Raw genomic sequence first — 15,176 nt, 5'->3', positions numbered from 1 at the left:
GGCAGCAGACTCAAGAATCTGACATAATTTAAAATCAAAAAATGAAAACAAAAACAGTACTATATTTTATTACAAGTATATTATTTTTATCTTGTATTGGATCAGATAACATATCTATACCTCATAGCATAGAAGATGCAAAAAAAGATAATTTACTTTTCGACATTTACATGCCTGATAAAAGAAATGTCACAATTAACAAAAAAGATTATATTATTGGTGAAGCATTTACAACCACTAAATTTAATTCGACAAAAGACAGAACAATAAATAAAAATGTTTTTGTATTTATTTGTAAATTAAAAAATGTAAAAACAGGTGAAAAATTTGAATACGATTGTGACGTTAATTACGATGATTACATCAATTTTAATTCAGAAAATGGAGGAATTTTTGATAGTAATTTAGGTATTGATTACGAAGATTCAAAAGTAAGAAATAAACTTGACACTATTAAAATTGGATTTATTGACTATCTAAAAGTAGAAAACACCATAATATTTACTAAAATTAAGTAAAAAAACTGCTAGTAAAAGCCGTTACAAGAGATTTAAGCATTTGGCTGAATTTAAAGATGGTTTCGTACTTGGGAAATTTATGCATAATGCAAAAAACGCACATGTTTAATTCCAAACCTCTTGTAGCGCCAGGACGTTGTGTGACATTGCTCCGTAAACGATACGCAGACGTTTTCAATCTAGCATCTAGCATAGAGCGGGGTGAAATTTCAATGGAAAAAAAGGTATTCTCGAGAAATTGAATTGCTTTAAAAGTCTTGCCTTCCGATAATGGTAATAATTTCTACCCGTTTATCTCCATTAATTTGATAATAAATAGCATCAACACCACAAACGCAATAACGATATCCTTTTTTAATATGGTCAGCAGATGGAAATAAAAAAGGATTTTCCTCTATTTTTTCAAAACAATCATAAAACATATTATAATAGCTGTCAGCTTGATTAATACCAAACTTGCTAACACCATAATAATAAATTCTTCTTAAATCTTCTTTGGCTTCGCTACTTAAATAATAGCTATACATTATCTAGGTAAATCTTTTTTAAATTCAGCTAACATTTCTTCTCTAGTTTGTTTTTTAGCAAAACCACTTTTTTCTCCCTTCTCTATTTTAGCTCTCACAAACTCATAGTATTCTTCTTGTGAACGCGCTTGCTTAATCAAATAGTTAATAGCTTCACTTTTACTGCTAAATTCTTCCGTATTAACCTGATTTTTCAACCACTCGTCATTAGGGGCTGTTAATGATATACTTTGTCGTGTCATAACAATACAAGTTTTTAGATTGGTGTAAATTTACACCAAAATTTCGAGATAAAAAATATCTTTATGAGTCATTAAAGTTTATAAAAAGCCTCCTGACTTTTTACTGTTAGTTCTTATTATAGTCGTGGATTTTTTACATTGAGGAGAAATATTCTAATAAAATTAGTTTTAAAGTTAGAGACATTTGCAGCAGCGTAAGGAAGAACACTTTGTAGAGCGGGGTATTGAACACATACCAATAGTCTTTTCATTATTCTCATAAGAGAAAAATCTCTGAAAAAACTGCGGTACAAAGTGCTTATTTTTTGTGATCTTTTTTTTCTGCGAAAGCCATTTTAAATTCTGTTTATAAGTACTTGAAATTTGGCTCAAAAGATCTTTTATACTTATGAATTTAATAAATTATATTTTTCATTGGTCAAAAATTTATTAACTCGCTTACCAAAATGAGTCCATAAATATATGTTTCCCGATTTTTCTATAATATCATTGGAAATAAAAAAGTTAAGAATTGCTGCGTCGAGAATGTTTTGAAGTCCCACCGTTCCATTATTGGCATATTTTCTAACTATTTCAATTGAATCCGATAGGCCTTTATTTTCTTTAATTTTGTTAACTAGTTTTAATATATCATCCTCACCAGCTTTTAACTTACTATCATCAGTATCAATAATTGGAAATTCGTTTGAATAATCTTCAATAATAAGTTTTAGCTGTTCAATTTCTTTATTCTTATCTTCTAACAATGTTTCGAAGCGTTTTTCATTGGAAAGATGAATCTCTCTTAAATTCATAGAGTCTTCTATAGTTAAAAGTTGTTTACTTTCCACAAAATTTTTTTTATTGACTCTCCATCTGTAATAAAGTAAGTCAAGCCAAAACGCTCCATTAGTTATTAATGGTAAAAATAATAATAGTACCGCTGTAGAAATCAAAGGATACCATACAATATGCCATGTGTCATTATAGTTTGCGGTTATGTAATCTATCTTTGTACTCCTAATATTTTTTTCACTAATAAAGATTGTTAAATAGATAATTTTCCAATTCCATATGAGCCATGACACAATTAAAGTTCCATAAAATGGGCTTGTTAGCCTTTGAGATAGAATTGATTCCACGGATTTTTTTGCTTCGTCGAACATTTTTTTAGTTTTAAGTTAGTTTTTTTAGTTTGATTAATTGCTTTCAATTTTATAGAAATGACCCTGATAGCCGTTGAAATTTTCTTTTAAAGTTACAACACTTATCTTGCATAAAATGGATTAATATCTTGCTATATCACTTTTTAAAATCCATCCTATTGTTTTGATTCGATTTGCATTCGTAAATTCGATATATACAAAATATTGAGAATAGGCAATAGCCGTGATGATTTCACCATAAACTAAGTAAGCTTTATTTTGGTTATAAATATCTGGTGCTGAATGAAAATGAGCTTTCTGTGATATCACCTTGTATTTAACATTGTGTTCTAAATTTGGTTTAGTGTAATAATTTTGATTATTTTCCGGGGAATAAACTTTATTCTGTAAAGAATAGGAACTTAAAAATCTACTGCTTATATAACCTTCGTAAGTGTCATAACTATTTGTATAAGTGTTGTATATTTTTACACTGACTTTTTCCCAATTGCCAAAATTGTAGAATGATGTAATTTCATCTCCGTAGTTTAATATCCTAATTATGTTTTCTGTAATTTCTGGACTTGTTCTTACATTGACCTGTGCTGTATTGATATATTTTTTGACTGAAGAGTTACTTGCTATATTACTTTCTTTTTCTTTTGTTTTAAAATAACCATTTACATGAGTTCCATCATTTCGGTAATATCCATCTACCCATTCTGTATTTGTATTAGTTGAGCTTGTGTAATTATAATTACTACGAGATGATGAATTATCATATGAAATATTAGGGTTATAATTTCCAGGATAACTGTAGTTGTCAGTAATAGTAGAATTAGAGGCTGTTCTTTGATGGGGTTGAACATAAGTCCCATTACTTCTATAATATCCTTTAACATTAACTTGAGAATAAGAATTAATAACAAATATGAAGAGAAAAAAATAATAAGTATTTTTCATTGATTTATAGACTAATAGAACTTTTTTGACAAACATCGTTCATAAAAAGGACAACTTAATACGTAAAAATACCTGATTTTGAATGCAAAATGCTATAAGTTTTTGCGGAAATTTATTTTTAAATGATTTTGGAAATGAGCTATATTATACAATTATTCCAAAAGCAGTCTTACAAAAAAAAGAGACTCAAAAAAAAATCTCTTTCTAAAATTTATATTTCTTTAAAATTATTATTTCACGATTAATTTCTCAAGCCTCACCATCATTTCATCTTTCTCTCTCAACATACGCTCGTAGAGCGCAATTTTTTCATCATATAATTGAACAATTTTGTCGACAGGATTGAAAGAGGGTTGGTAGCTAAATCCAGAAGCGACAGCGTTATCTTTAAAATCTTGGAATGAATAAGTATTTGCAATAACATTTACAGCTTGCTCTTCATCAAAATTCTGAAAAGCTTCAACAGGAATTTTTAATACGGCCGAAATTTGTTTCAACAAATTATCTTCAATTACATCTTTCTGCTCCAGCATAGAAATTTTCTTTTGGTTCCAGTCTTCGCCCAGATCATAAGCCAATGCTTCTTGCTTTATGTTAAGCATTTCTCTGAAACGTTTTATGTTTCTTCCCTGATGTATTTTCTGTTCCATAACGAATATTAATTTTTCTAAAAGCTCAAAGATAAAGCCATTTGCATTAAAAATCCTGAATTTCAAAGATAAAAAAATATCCTGTAAAACATCCTTTTTGTCAGATATTATATCCAATTTTCGATTAGATTATCCTTTTGAAAGAATAGAACTTCACTTCTTAATTTTTAAATCTATTGACTATGAAAAAGAAGAAATCATCCTTCGAAACTAGCTTTTGGGCAGGATATGCGACAGGAAATCCCCTTAAGGCAGTTAACGCTTTTTTTGATTTTGCAGACCTGGATTATTATAAACAAAGTTTAAATGAAGCGGTAATTTACAGCTATAAAACAAAAATCTACAGAGAGGACAATCCTTCTGATGTTTTTGTTTTGTATACCGTTTTCAGCTCCTTTCTCAAAGTCTGCTATTGTCTGCATGAGAAAAGCAAAAAACGAAAAGTGAAAGAATCTTTGCGCTGTGAAACGGTTTCTCATCTTTCTTCTCTCACGAAGGAAGAATACGATAATCCCTTTATTGTATTTCAAAAAGCATTTGATGAAAAAACACTGGAAAAATTTGAATTATTTCTATGTCAAATCCTGGAGCTTTCATTGTCTCCCCATCCCGGAGATTCGGATTCTGACCTGACCACGCCCTATATTCATTTAATCAAAATGTTCGATGCAGTGGAACAAATGAGAGAAAGAGGTGTTGAGAAAATAAAGAAAACGGATAAGGTTGTTGCTGTAACGGAATAAAATATCCGGTATTCGAATTTTAAAATACTATACTATGAACTTCAACATAGATTTTCTTTAGGTTATCCGTTATAAAAGCAAAAAAAGCCATAAAAGAAGAAGCCGTTTCAAGTTAGTATTGAGACGGCTTCTTCTTTTTGCTTATAAAATTATGTGTCGTTAAATAAAAGCATACAACAAGCACTAAACTTCTCAGTTTAATCTTTTTAAATTGTTCACGTTATAATTTAGCAATGTCGTCAGTTTTTTCATTTAAAAACTTCTACGAGCGCTAAGTTTCGCAAATAATTAACGTAATTTTGGTTTAATTAAAATGTTATTTATAAAAGTAAAATATGAAAAAAATTATTGTAAGTATGTTTGTTCTAAGTCAATGTTTTAATGTACATGGACAATCGATTGATAAAATTATCACGAAAAAGGAAGTAACTCGTATAGAGAAAATACTTTCGGCTGATGATATGCAGGGTAGGAGAACTTTTACTCCCGGTATTGACAAAGCATCTGCTTTTATAGAATCAGAGTTTAAAGAAATTGGTTTGAAAACTTTCAATACAGCAACAAATTATAGACAAGAATTTTCAATAACGGTCTCTAAAGCAGTTTCTTCAAAAATCACTATTGACGGCAAAGAAATAAATAATAATCAAGTTGCAACATTCTCCTACCTTCCTCAAATTTCTTTAACTGAAAAAAGCGATATTTCTATTGTAAAAATCAATAAAGGAGATAACATTGGAGATAAATTTAATGAATATTATAAAAGTTCGAAAAATCTTTTGGTACTAGTTGACCCTTCATTTGATAGTATTTTACCAAATATTCAACATATTGATCGAGTAAATTCTAATCCCGGAAACAATACAATTATGTTTGTTTTTGGCACCACAGAAGCGACCACTTTCTCTGTTGAATTAACGAATGTAATCTCAAAAAAAACATTGAATAATGTTGTTGGAATATTACCCGGAAAAACTAAACCAAATGAGTATGTGATTTTTTCAGGGCATTATGATCATTTAGGAATAGGCTCTCCCCAAGAAGGTGCTCCACATCCTGCAACCGATTCTATTTATAATGGTGCTAATGATGATGCGGCTGGAACAACTGCAGTAATTATGCTTGCGAAATATTTTAAAAAACAAAATAACAACGAGCGTACTATCATTTTTACCACATTTACAGCTGAAGAAATAGGTGGTTATGGAGCCAAATATTTTTCAAAACAGCTTGCGCCGGAAAAAGTGATTGCAATGTTTAATATTGAAATGATCGGAACAGAATCTAAATGGGGTAAAAACTCAGCTTACATTACAGGCTACGAAAAGTCGAATATGGGAGAGATTTTGCAAACTAATTTAAAAGGATCAAGTTTTACATTTTATTCAGATCCTTATCCGGAACAACAATTATTTTACCGCTCAGACAACGCTACGTTAGCCAAGCTTGGAGTTCCTGCTCATACCATTTCTACTTCAAAAATGGATAATGAACTAACGTACCACACAGCCGATGATGAATTTGAAACGTTAGATATTGATAACATGACCCAAATAATAAAATCAATTGCCTTAAGTTCTTCTTCGATTATTAGTGGAAAAGATACGCCAACAAGAGTAAATACTACTCAACTGAAATAACAGAAGTAAATTACACAGAATCGAAAAAGCACTGAAAATGATTGGTTTTCAGTGCTTTTTTATTATTTGTCTTGTCATGATATAGGTTGACTATTTTTGTTTTATTTATATCAAAAACATTTGATTGTAGACCCAAACCTAACAGGTTTTTAAAACCTGTTAGGTTTAATTCATATCTTTTTTGGAAGTAAAAACCCGTTAAATTCGATTGGAAAAACACAAAAAAAAGCCCATTTCGTTAAAAATGGGCTTTTCAGCTGTGACCTCGACTGGATTCAAACCAGTAACCTCTTGAGCCGTAATCAAGTGCGCTATTCAGTTGCGCCACGAGGCCTTTTTATTTCTCAATTCAGCTAAAATTCTGTAGCTTTGTTGAGCACTTATTGCGGCTGCAAAGATAGCTATAAATGTGAGATAAACAAGGAAAAAATAATATAAAAACAAAAAAAAATGAAGTTCGAAAGTTATATACGTGATATTCAAGATTTTCCCAAAGAAGGAATTTTATTTAAAGATATTACCCCGTTATTAAATGATCCTGTTGCCCGGAAAGAATGCCTATCTATTCTGCTAGCATCGCTAAACGGACAGGTTATCGACAAAGTTATAGGTGCTGAAAGTCGCGGATTTTTCTTCGGTATGTTGTTGGCTCAGGAATTGAATGCGGGTTTTGTACCGGTTCGTAAACCTAAAAAACTGCCTTACACAACTATTTCCGCTTCTTATGACTTAGAATACGGCACAGATACCTTAGAAATTCACACAGATGCCATCAAAAAAGGAGACCGCGTCTTGATACACGATGATGTTTTAGCAACGGGAGGAACGGCTAAAGCACTTGGAGAATTGGTAAAGGAATTGGGTGGAGAAATTGTACAGTTTAATTTTCTAATGGAGCTTTCATTTTTAAACGGTAGAGATAAAATTGCCGAAAACCCAATTTTTGCGGCAATAACCTACTAATCCACCGACTTTAACCCAAATCTGAAAATGAAATATATTTCTCTACTAGCAGCACTGTTCTTATTTTCCTGTAATAACCAAAAAACAACATCCTCTGAGATATCGGTAAAAACAGCAGCGAATAAAGAAAAGCAAATTCCAAAGGCTTCCCAAGAAGAGGCCTTTTTTAGCGCTATACGCCCAGGAGAGCGATTGAATAAAGGAAAAGAATACTCAGATGAAGTGGAATATGTAGAATACGATGACAACGGAGATTATAACCTGTTTACCATAAAAAAAGGCAAGGAAACTGTAGCATTGAACACTAATTTTGAAGGAACTGCTGCCTTTCTGAGAGGCGACATTTTAGAAATAACCTGGAAAATAGATACAACCTACAGTGCAGGCGACGGAGAGAAACTCGATTTCACACCTTGGCTGATAAAAGCTAAAAAAGTAAAAGACGGTAGCGTAAGTCTATTTAAAAGAAAATACAAAAAGCCAATAAAATATTATTCGACAGGCCAGGAGCAGTATACAAAGTCTTTTGCGGAATACCTCAATGTTTTGGTCGAGTATTACCTCGCAAATTCTAAAAAAGAGCTCGTAAAAGCAAACCTCCAAAATCCGGATACCAATTTGGTTTATTCGATAGAAAATGGAGATAAAGGCGGTCGCTCTTATGTCATTGTTGGAATTTCAAACGAATTCGAAAACCATACCAGTATAATTCAATGGTTGTATTTAGATAACGAAACCAGGAAATTATATGAGTATGATTTGGCAAATGATACATTAATCGAATTTAAGTAGTCTTTTAAACCAAAACAATTTTATGCTTAATCGCATATAAAACTAAACCAATTCGGGTTTTGATTTCGAGCTTGTCAAACAGGGACTCTCTGTAACCATCAATTGTTTTGGGACTCAGACACATTTCTGAAGCAATTTCCTTATAGGTTTTTTCACTGCAGGCATGTCTTATAAAAACAATTTCTTTTTCTTTTAAACTGACTTTTTTAGAATCGTCATTGGCTTTTTTCACGAGCATTCCTGAGACCAATTCGGTAAAATAGAAGCCTTTATCGATCACGCACGACATGGCTTCTTTAAATATTTCTGGCGAAGTGTCTTTTAGTAAATAACCTCTGGCACCATTAGTGATCATTTTGATGATAATTTCTTCATCATCGTTTACCGATAGCGCTATAATTTTTAAAGAAGGCCTGTTTTCTTTGACCCATTTCATTGTTTCAAGGCCGTCTAACACAGGCATATTGACATCTAAAAGAATCAAATCTACCTCTAAGTCTGTGTTTTCCTGAAGATAGGTTATAAAAACTTTGCCGTTTTCAAAGCGATTGACCACGTCAAATTCTTTAAAACTATTGATCAAAAGCTGCAAGGATTGTGAGAACAACTGGTGATCATCGACAACAATAATTTTATTTTTAACTTTTGTTTTCATCGGGTGTGGTTAAGGGATATTCTAAAGTTATACTTGTTCCGGATGTATTGGATTCCATAATTAGTTTAGCACCAATTAGTTTAGCTCTCAATTTCATATTGTTTAAACCAATTCCGGAAGTGACTTTTTTGGTGTCATAACCAATTCCGAAATCCTTCATTTTTAACTGAAAAAGGTCTGCTGTTGTCGTAATATCCACCTCGTACAAATCGCTGAGGGAATGTTTTAAACTATTGTGCAAAGCTTCCTGAAAAATGCGGTAAATAAACAAATCATGCTCTTCGTTAATCTCAGGTATTTCTCCTGTAAATTTATAATTATAGTGAATGTGTTTCAGTTTTTTTATGCGTTCCAAATCCTGTTTTATCGCTTCTATAAAATTGGATTGCAATAAGTTATCCTTGTTTATAATGCGGGATAAAATCCGAATCTCGTCGAGTGATTTGGCTAAAACATGCTTAAGATCAGTCAGTTCTTTGCTTTTAATTGATTTTCCGGTCTGTATATACATATTAAGCTGCATAATTCCCACTGAAACAATCTGGCCAATATTGTCATGCAGTTCTTTGCTAATTTCGGATAGCGTCTGATCTTTAATCTCAATCCTGGTTTTGACTAACTCTGATTGAAAGTACATTTCAGATTCCATTTTTTCAACCAGATAATTGTTCTTTTTCTTCAAAAAATAGAAAAAAAGCACAAGCAACGTGATGAGTAGAGTAAAAAAAACAATACCTAATGAAATGACTAATAATTGTATTTCTTTTCGCTCCATATAAATCCGATTATAAAACAACTGTGTGCCAGAAAATTTAAAATAAAAACAACTAAACTAAAAATAGAGTCGTCTTGTTTGATTAAAAACCAGTTTATCGCTAGCATAAAAGGCAGAAAAGGAACGTGAAAGACCAATATGCCTAAGATATACCAAAAAAAAACAGATTTTTTAAAGTTTAATATTTTGTCTGAATTAAAGATCTCTACCAAATAGAGACAGGCAAGTATCATCACTACTATAACTCCAATTGCAAAACTGTATGTAAACGAGTGATTCATATCTTCTTTGAAATATAAAATATTCAAAAAAAAGGAAACCACGAACAGCCCTAAAAATAGTACCGCAGAAATTCTGTTATCCCGCTTCAATAAAAGGCTTCTGAGTAATAGTATATAGGCTGAGAAACTAACGAACATGTAAAAATTATAAACATAATAATTTAACAAACCTGTCCATTGTGTAAAAAAGTAGCCGACTATTTCAATTAGCACTGAAAACCAGATTAAAAGTACTAAAAATTTAGCTTTATTACTAGGAAGTTTATGCAACGAGATTAACCCGATGATTCCTGATAGCAAAGCTAAATAGACGATATAAGATCTTAAAAATTCAAACATAATTTTTTTTAGTAGGTTAGGCTAGGTGGTCTTCCTATGTTGCCATAATTCATTGGTTGAATGCTTTCTATGTCATGGGATTCCTCTTCTTCAACCGTAGAAGCAAAACCTTGCATTTTGTTTGCGCTCGATACTGAGCTTGCTTTTTTTCCAGTAGGAGCCAGAAAAAGTGTCGTCAGACCTGCTTTCTCGCCATGTTTTTCGTCCTCCGGGTATACGCCAAAATAGAATCGGATTCCATCTACGTCATATCCGTTTTCAACTCCTTGTGTTTTAATATACTGTATATAGCTTTCTAAAGCTTCCAGTGAATACCAAATGGCATTTGCATCGTCTTTTTTGGTTGATTTACGTATTATTTTCGCTCTTTTATGCGTGTAATTCGAATTCAGCTCCTTGGCAAATTCTCTCGTTATCAACTGATTGGGTTTTGAAGAAGGGTTTTTCATGTTTTTTAGTTTTAAAGTGTAATTAGTTAAAAAGTTATTAATTAAGGTTTTTGATAATCTTACGTACAAAATTATTTCAAATGACAAGATGCGACAAGGGGGAATTTACCCTTTTTTACGCAGGTAAATTTATTTAAAAATTTGGGCTAAAGCGCTGTTACAGGATAATTTCTAATGATACAATTTTACATCGTTCCTTTTTTCGAACAAATGAGTCAGGCGAAACTCAAAAAAAAGAGCCAATTAAAAATGTAAAACTTTAAATTATTTAATTATGTCACAACCAACACCTCTAGGTTACCCACATGCAGGAGCCGGAACAGTAGAAATCCTTTTAGAAAAAGAAGATGGAGCAGATTTTGCAGTCCTTTTTTCACCAGATCCCAACAATATGTTATTGAGAGACGCGGGATTACCAATGCAGTTTTATTATTATCCAAAAGCACCACGTCTGGCGAAACACCCTGACGGAAGATTCAAATTCTCTATGCAGGTTTTTAAATCAGAAGGAGATTCCTCAACCGTAATCGGTGCAGAAGGACTGGAAGAAGAAGCAGGAGCTTATACTACATTGACAAGCACTATAGATTTACCGGAAGCTTTATTAAAGAAAGCAATCGATAAATTGAAAACAAAGCTTCACACGAGCTACAATAATCAAAGAACTTCAAAACTTTTTGGATTGTTTTCTTTCCTGAAAGGAGTTGACAGAGATTTTGACGAAACAAACGTTAGACCGATACAGTTAACAGAGAATAAAATTGCCATGCATATAGTAGGAGAGAAGTCTCCAAACAATCCTTTTGGAGGGGCTAATCCATGGACATTTAATATTCAAGGAGAAGGAAACGGAAGTACTTTTGGACTTGGAGACAATGCATTGTCTGTATTAATGGGACGTAACAGTGCTTCATTAGTGAAAGGCGCTTTAGAAACAGGAACCAATAACCTGGTTGTCGAGAACAGTATCAAGTACAAAGGATATATGCCAACAACAACTATTAAAACTACTGTAGATGTCAAAAAAGTACACACTTATTTTTCTGCTAAAGTAAATGCCAGCTGGTCATTTGTTGATGTGAACTGGGAACATGAGTATGAGAAAATCTTAACTCAGGGCGGAATTATCAGTGAAATCATCACAGACAACCAATTCTCTAACGAGGAAAGAAAAAAAGTAGAAGAAGCACTTTTAACCAAACAAAGAGATTTTGCTTTTCAAATGGTTCAAAAACAAATTTTTGATGCTCCTGAAAAACAATTTACGCCGGCATCTACACCGGAAAAACCAGGAGGATTCTTTAGAGTGCTATTTGGACTGGGCAGCGTAGGAGTAAGCTTAAAATCCGGAACTCAAATTAGAGAAGTAAAATTTACTGATGAAATTAAATTCTCTGCCATTGAAGTTTTAGATTCAAAAATCAGTGGAAATCTGACTCCTTTGACTTTAAAATCAGGAGCTGAAGCAAAAGCAGAACTTAAAAAATACATCACTGAGATTCAGCTTGATGAAGATTTTTCTAAAGTTCAGGTAATTGCGTCCTTAAACGGTGGTTTGATTAAATTGGACAAAGACAGCGATATTGTAAACGACAGTCCAGTGAGTCAGGTTTCTATCGAAGTTGGTTATCCGGATTCAAAAGGAAAAATAATCTGGAAAAGCTCCGGAAGAATGATTGCACCTGAAGGTACTCCGTATGTGAAAAATACGAGCAAATCCGGTAAAGAAATTGACGCGATTTTCCCGGCAACATGGAATGATAAATCTAAGGAGAAAAATGCTTTTGTCTTTGATTTTGTGAAAAACAATGGTTCAACCAAAATTAAAGTAAGACAAGAGGTAATGTATGAAAAAGACAAGAGAATCAAATTAAAAGACACCACCAGAGAATTTGAATTCGAAGGAACCAAAGTGTTCGTACCACTACCGGTGATGAACATGATCAATTATACATTGTCTACCGAAGAACTTTTTGAATGCGACACTTTGGAGGTTACTTTAAAAGTAGACAAAATGTCAAGTAAAAAATTCAAATTTACAGCCGACAATTTTGAAGACGCGATACCTTACAGAGCTTGGTATGAATTAGATTATACCATAAAACCAACTGAATACAAAGTAAAATATACTTGTAACGGTAAAATTGGTAAAAAAGCCAAAAAGGTAAGTATCTCTACGGATTATCAAAAAATTGATTATTTAGAAGGGGATGTTTTATTCGAAATCCCAACGGGAACTGCTGCTCAAAATGCGGACATAGAAAAAATCAGAGCGCCATTTATGGAATAGTTTTTTTCTAAACAAACAAAGGGGACATTTTGTCCCTTTTGTTTTCTAAACCTAATTAATCATTAAAATGAAACATCATGCCAGATTTAAATACATTCAAACTTGAAGGAACAAAACTGGTTCCCACCAACAGATTCAACCTCGAACCGGCAAAACCCAGTGCTTCATTTACGGTTGCACCCAGTGTCAAAGTAGCTGATTTTAAAGTTATCGAACATCCTGTAATTCATTCGATAAACATAAGACCGGAGATCATTCTAATACCCTTGGATATTTATTTTCCATTGATTGAAAACGATACCATAATAAATGAAAATTCCACTTTCAAAGATTATAACAATCCTGATATAACCTTATTTTTTCCCGAAATAGAACTTACACCAAACAACAACACGGTGTTCTATTACGAAAACGTACTGGATAAATCCGGGAATAAAAGCGGATTACTTGGTTATGTTACTTTAAAATACAACATCAAAAACAAACAAGTAAGCAGCAATCAGAGGAATATTGCTTTAAATTTAAGAGAAGCAATACTAAATCTGAAAGTAAACGGAGACCTGGTCAGAATCAATGGCGTAATTAATACCTTAACCAAAGAAATACAATTTGACCTAAAAGATGAAGCCGTAAAAATTGCCTATTTCAACCTGATCTCGCAAATTGAAAGCGCCAAATGTAATATCGATTTGTTCTTCGATTTTAAAGGATACTCCAAGTACAGAAGAAACCTTTTGTTTGCCAGAGATATTTCCTTAATCAACACTAAAATGGCGATCAAAAGTGATTTAGTGGCTCCTAAAACACTTTCGACAAAAGCAAATTTGATAAGCAGTCCTTTGCTTGTGAAAGCAGGACCTGCAAAAAGCATGATTTCAAGCAAATCCATTACCGAAATTCAAAGAGAGAATAATATCGACACTTCCATTCAGGCAGAATTGGTTAAAAGCACTTTTTTATTAAAGGTAAATAAGACCGTAGGGTATGCTGTTTCAAAAGAACCCGCAACCAGTCTTTACAAAACAGCCGATGGAGGGTTTATTGTCAATCCTTTTAATCTGAATGAAGATTTCTCTCAGTTCAAACAAATATTTGTCGCAGGAATAAATTTCAGCAAACTTTCGATTTACAAATCGATGGTGCAACCCAATACCTTTTTACTGATTTCTAAAATGTACAGTCTTTCTAAAGATTTAGATACTTTAAAACCTTGCATTTCGACAATTTTTCACGCCTTTGAAGACGGTGTAGGTTCTTCGGAAGAAATCTCAAAAATTAGTTTCCAGTTTGCTATTGGCCCAAATCTTTCCGAATTTGATTTGGCAAAGCTAAAAATAGCACTTTTGAACAACAATTTTATTGATGGAGACACGACCGATTATTTCAATAAAGTTCAGTTTCTCTTTCCAAATGATATCGAAGCCGAGTACGAGGTGAGCGGAAATTACTTTTTGCAAAAATCAGATATTAATGTAGACGGGAAACATTTTCTGTTCAATCTCTCTACTGAAAATCTGGCCGAAGCAAGTATAATGATCAACGCTTTAAACAACACCATTTCACAGTTTGCTAATATTAATTTTAAACATAAAGAAATAAAAGACACGAGTGTCATTGAATTGAATATAGAAAAAACGATTGGAGAAATTATCGCTGCTTCGATAGATAATGATCTGAAGAAGATTCAAATTAAAAATCAGTCCTTTTCCAGTTGCAGGCTCAATTCTATTCTTTTGGTTTACAATCAAAACGCAACGTATTTTAACAGTACCTTTTTCAATAGTTATCCGCAGTTAATCAGTAACGACAGCAAGGTTTTGGACAGTGCTGTTCTCAATCCGAGTAGTGCACCAGGGAATTTAGAAAATGTATTTTTTGATTTTGAAAACATTGAAAATATTAGTTCCGAATTCAACCAGATCGTTTCGCAATCTACAGACTACAATCGTTACATTCAGATCGAAATAAAAAAGCAAGCCGCAGCCACAAGTAAAATTACAGTAGAGTTAACGGTTCTGGAATCTGGAAGTAAATTCAGCATTGAACGCTTAAAATCGGAATTTTCGACTCCGATCCTCTTTAATTTCATTGTCAAAAATACAGGAGTAAATTCGACCCTTATTTCGTACAAAACAAATTATTTTGACAAAAACGACAATTTGGTAAAATCCAAAAATGAAGTTTTTGATTTCTCAACCTCTTCCAAAATAACGATAATCAAGTAA

The 15,176-nt window shown here is 32.5% G+C and carries 15 protein-coding genes and 1 tRNA gene; 7 read left to right on the top strand and 9 right to left on the bottom strand.

What is annotated here, in order from left to right:
* Positions 1 to 41 precede the first annotated feature (41 nt).
* On the top strand, positions 42 to 518 hold the full coding sequence (locus tag AB674_RS07470; RefSeq protein WP_047775305.1) for a hypothetical protein: 477 nt from the start codon (positions 42 to 44) through the stop codon (positions 516 to 518).
* 248 nt (positions 519 to 766) lie between these two features.
* Here the strand turns inward: AB674_RS07470 and AB674_RS07465 are convergent, their stop codons facing one another.
* The 5 genes from AB674_RS07465 to AB674_RS07445 all read right to left on the bottom strand — a co-directional run bounded on the left by AB674_RS07465 (position 767) and on the right by AB674_RS07445 (position 4,024).
* Entirely contained in the window at positions 767 to 1,045 is a 279-nt protein-coding gene (locus AB674_RS07465) for a type II toxin-antitoxin system RelE/ParE family toxin (RefSeq protein ID WP_047775302.1), read from the bottom strand.
* Positions 1,045 to 1,287, bottom strand: coding sequence for a type II toxin-antitoxin system ParD family antitoxin (locus tag AB674_RS07460; protein ID WP_047775300.1), 243 nt, complete (start codon positions 1,285 to 1,287; stop codon positions 1,045 to 1,047). The genes AB674_RS07465 and AB674_RS07460 overlap by 1 nt, the downstream gene beginning before the upstream one ends.
* A gap of 386 nt (positions 1,288 to 1,673) precedes the next feature.
* Complete coding sequence (locus AB674_RS07455) at positions 1,674 to 2,432, bottom strand: hypothetical protein (protein WP_047775298.1); 759 nt, start codon at positions 2,430 to 2,432, stop codon at positions 1,674 to 1,676.
* 120 nt (positions 2,433 to 2,552) lie between these two features.
* The gene (locus tag AB674_RS07450) at positions 2,553 to 3,374 is read right to left on the bottom strand and encodes an SH3 domain-containing protein (protein ID WP_047775296.1); all 822 of its coding nucleotides are present in this window, start codon (positions 3,372 to 3,374) and stop codon (positions 2,553 to 2,555) included.
* 230 nt (positions 3,375 to 3,604) lie between these two features.
* On the bottom strand, positions 3,605 to 4,024 hold the full coding sequence (locus tag AB674_RS07445) for a helix-turn-helix domain-containing protein (protein ID WP_047775385.1): 420 nt from the start codon (positions 4,022 to 4,024) through the stop codon (positions 3,605 to 3,607).
* Between the two features lie 182 nt (positions 4,025 to 4,206).
* Here AB674_RS07445 and AB674_RS07440 point away from each other — a divergent pair, with 182 nt between their 5' ends.
* Positions 4,207 to 4,767, top strand: coding sequence for a hypothetical protein (locus AB674_RS07440; protein ID WP_047775294.1), 561 nt, complete (start codon positions 4,207 to 4,209; stop codon positions 4,765 to 4,767).
* A 335-nt stretch (positions 4,768 to 5,102) separates the two neighbouring features.
* Positions 5,103 to 6,407: a M20/M25/M40 family metallo-hydrolase gene (locus tag AB674_RS07435; RefSeq protein ID WP_047775292.1), complete on the top strand. Its 1,305-nt coding sequence runs from the start codon at positions 5,103 to 5,105 to the stop codon at positions 6,405 to 6,407.
* A gap of 260 nt (positions 6,408 to 6,667) precedes the next feature.
* Here AB674_RS07435 and AB674_RS07430 read toward each other — a convergent pair.
* Positions 6,668 to 6,741, bottom strand: a tRNA-Arg gene (locus AB674_RS07430).
* Between the two features lie 116 nt (positions 6,742 to 6,857).
* Here AB674_RS07430 and AB674_RS07425 point away from each other — a divergent pair.
* A complete protein-coding gene (locus tag AB674_RS07425; RefSeq protein WP_047775290.1) occupies positions 6,858 to 7,370 on the top strand; it encodes an adenine phosphoribosyltransferase in 513 nt (170 codons plus the stop codon).
* Between the two features lie 27 nt (positions 7,371 to 7,397).
* A complete protein-coding gene (locus AB674_RS07420) occupies positions 7,398 to 8,162 on the top strand; it encodes a hypothetical protein (RefSeq protein WP_047775287.1) in 765 nt (254 codons plus the stop codon).
* A gap of 4 nt (positions 8,163 to 8,166) precedes the next feature.
* Here AB674_RS07420 and AB674_RS07415 read toward each other — a convergent pair whose 3' ends face one another.
* The 3 genes from AB674_RS07415 to AB674_RS07400 all read right to left on the bottom strand — a co-directional run bounded on the left by AB674_RS07415 (position 8,167) and on the right by AB674_RS07400 (position 10,661).
* Positions 8,167 to 8,817, bottom strand: a complete 651-nt coding sequence (locus tag AB674_RS07415; protein ID WP_047775285.1) for a response regulator transcription factor — start codon at positions 8,815 to 8,817, stop codon at positions 8,167 to 8,169.
* Entirely contained in the window at positions 8,801 to 9,454 is a 654-nt protein-coding gene (locus AB674_RS07410) for a sensor histidine kinase (RefSeq protein ID WP_240478069.1), read from the bottom strand. The genes AB674_RS07415 and AB674_RS07410 overlap by 17 nt, the downstream gene beginning before the upstream one ends.
* A gap of 766 nt (positions 9,455 to 10,220) precedes the next feature.
* Positions 10,221 to 10,661, bottom strand: coding sequence for a hypothetical protein (locus tag AB674_RS07400; protein WP_047775279.1), 441 nt, complete (start codon positions 10,659 to 10,661; stop codon positions 10,221 to 10,223).
* Between the two features lie 274 nt (positions 10,662 to 10,935).
* On the opposite strand from AB674_RS07400, the gene AB674_RS07395 reads away from it, so the two are divergent.
* Together AB674_RS07395 and AB674_RS07390 are read left to right on the top strand one after the other, a co-directional pair.
* On the top strand, positions 10,936 to 12,951 hold the full coding sequence (locus AB674_RS07395; RefSeq protein WP_047775277.1) for a hypothetical protein: 2,016 nt from the start codon (positions 10,936 to 10,938) through the stop codon (positions 12,949 to 12,951).
* Positions 12,952 to 13,028: 77 nt separating this feature from the next.
* A complete protein-coding gene (locus AB674_RS07390) occupies positions 13,029 to 15,176 on the top strand; it encodes a hypothetical protein (RefSeq protein WP_047775276.1) in 2,148 nt (715 codons plus the stop codon).

It is taken from the genome of Flavobacterium sp. ABG (assembly GCF_001027725.1).
GTDB classification, from domain to species: Bacteria; Bacteroidota; Bacteroidia; order Flavobacteriales; family Flavobacteriaceae; genus Flavobacterium; species Flavobacterium cupriresistens.
Note: the sequence above shows the minus strand (reverse complement) of the source record. Positions and strands in the feature narration are given on the sequence as shown.

Excerpts from the sequence above, each read along its gene's own strand:
- AB674_RS07470 (WP_047775305.1), top strand. The coding sequence starts at position 42 with ATGAAAACAAAAACAGTACTATATTTTATTACAAGTATATTATTTTTA.
- AB674_RS07390 (WP_047775276.1), top strand. The coding sequence starts at position 13,029 with ATGCCAGATTTAAATACATTCAAACTTGAAGGAACAAAACTGGTTCCC.
- AB674_RS07420 (WP_047775287.1), top strand. The coding sequence starts at position 7,398 with ATGAAATATATTTCTCTACTAGCAGCACTGTTCTTATTTTCCTGTAAT.
- AB674_RS07435 (WP_047775292.1), top strand. The coding sequence starts at position 5,103 with ATGAAAAAAATTATTGTAAGTATGTTTGTTCTAAGTCAATGTTTTAAT.
- AB674_RS07440 (WP_047775294.1), top strand. The coding sequence starts at position 4,207 with ATGAAAAAGAAGAAATCATCCTTCGAAACTAGCTTTTGGGCAGGATAT.
- AB674_RS07415 (WP_047775285.1), bottom strand. The coding sequence starts at position 8,817 with ATGAAAACAAAAGTTAAAAATAAAATTATTGTTGTCGATGATCACCAG.
- AB674_RS07460 (WP_047775300.1), bottom strand. The coding sequence starts at position 1,287 with ATGACACGACAAAGTATATCATTAACAGCCCCTAATGACGAGTGGTTG.
- AB674_RS07400 (WP_047775279.1), bottom strand. The coding sequence starts at position 10,661 with ATGAAAAACCCTTCTTCAAAACCCAATCAGTTGATAACGAGAGAATTT.
- AB674_RS07395 (WP_047775277.1), top strand. The coding sequence starts at position 10,936 with ATGTCACAACCAACACCTCTAGGTTACCCACATGCAGGAGCCGGAACA.
- AB674_RS07445 (WP_047775385.1), bottom strand. The coding sequence starts at position 4,024 with ATGGAACAGAAAATACATCAGGGAAGAAACATAAAACGTTTCAGAGAA.
- AB674_RS07465 (WP_047775302.1), bottom strand. The coding sequence starts at position 1,045 with ATGTATAGCTATTATTTAAGTAGCGAAGCCAAAGAAGATTTAAGAAGA.
- AB674_RS07410 (WP_240478069.1), bottom strand. The coding sequence starts at position 9,454 with ATGTACTTTCAATCAGAGTTAGTCAAAACCAGGATTGAGATTAAAGAT.
- AB674_RS07450 (WP_047775296.1), bottom strand. The coding sequence starts at position 3,374 with ATGAAAAATACTTATTATTTTTTTCTCTTCATATTTGTTATTAATTCT.
- AB674_RS07455 (WP_047775298.1), bottom strand. The coding sequence starts at position 2,432 with ATGTTCGACGAAGCAAAAAAATCCGTGGAATCAATTCTATCTCAAAGG.
- AB674_RS07425 (WP_047775290.1), top strand. The coding sequence starts at position 6,858 with ATGAAGTTCGAAAGTTATATACGTGATATTCAAGATTTTCCCAAAGAA.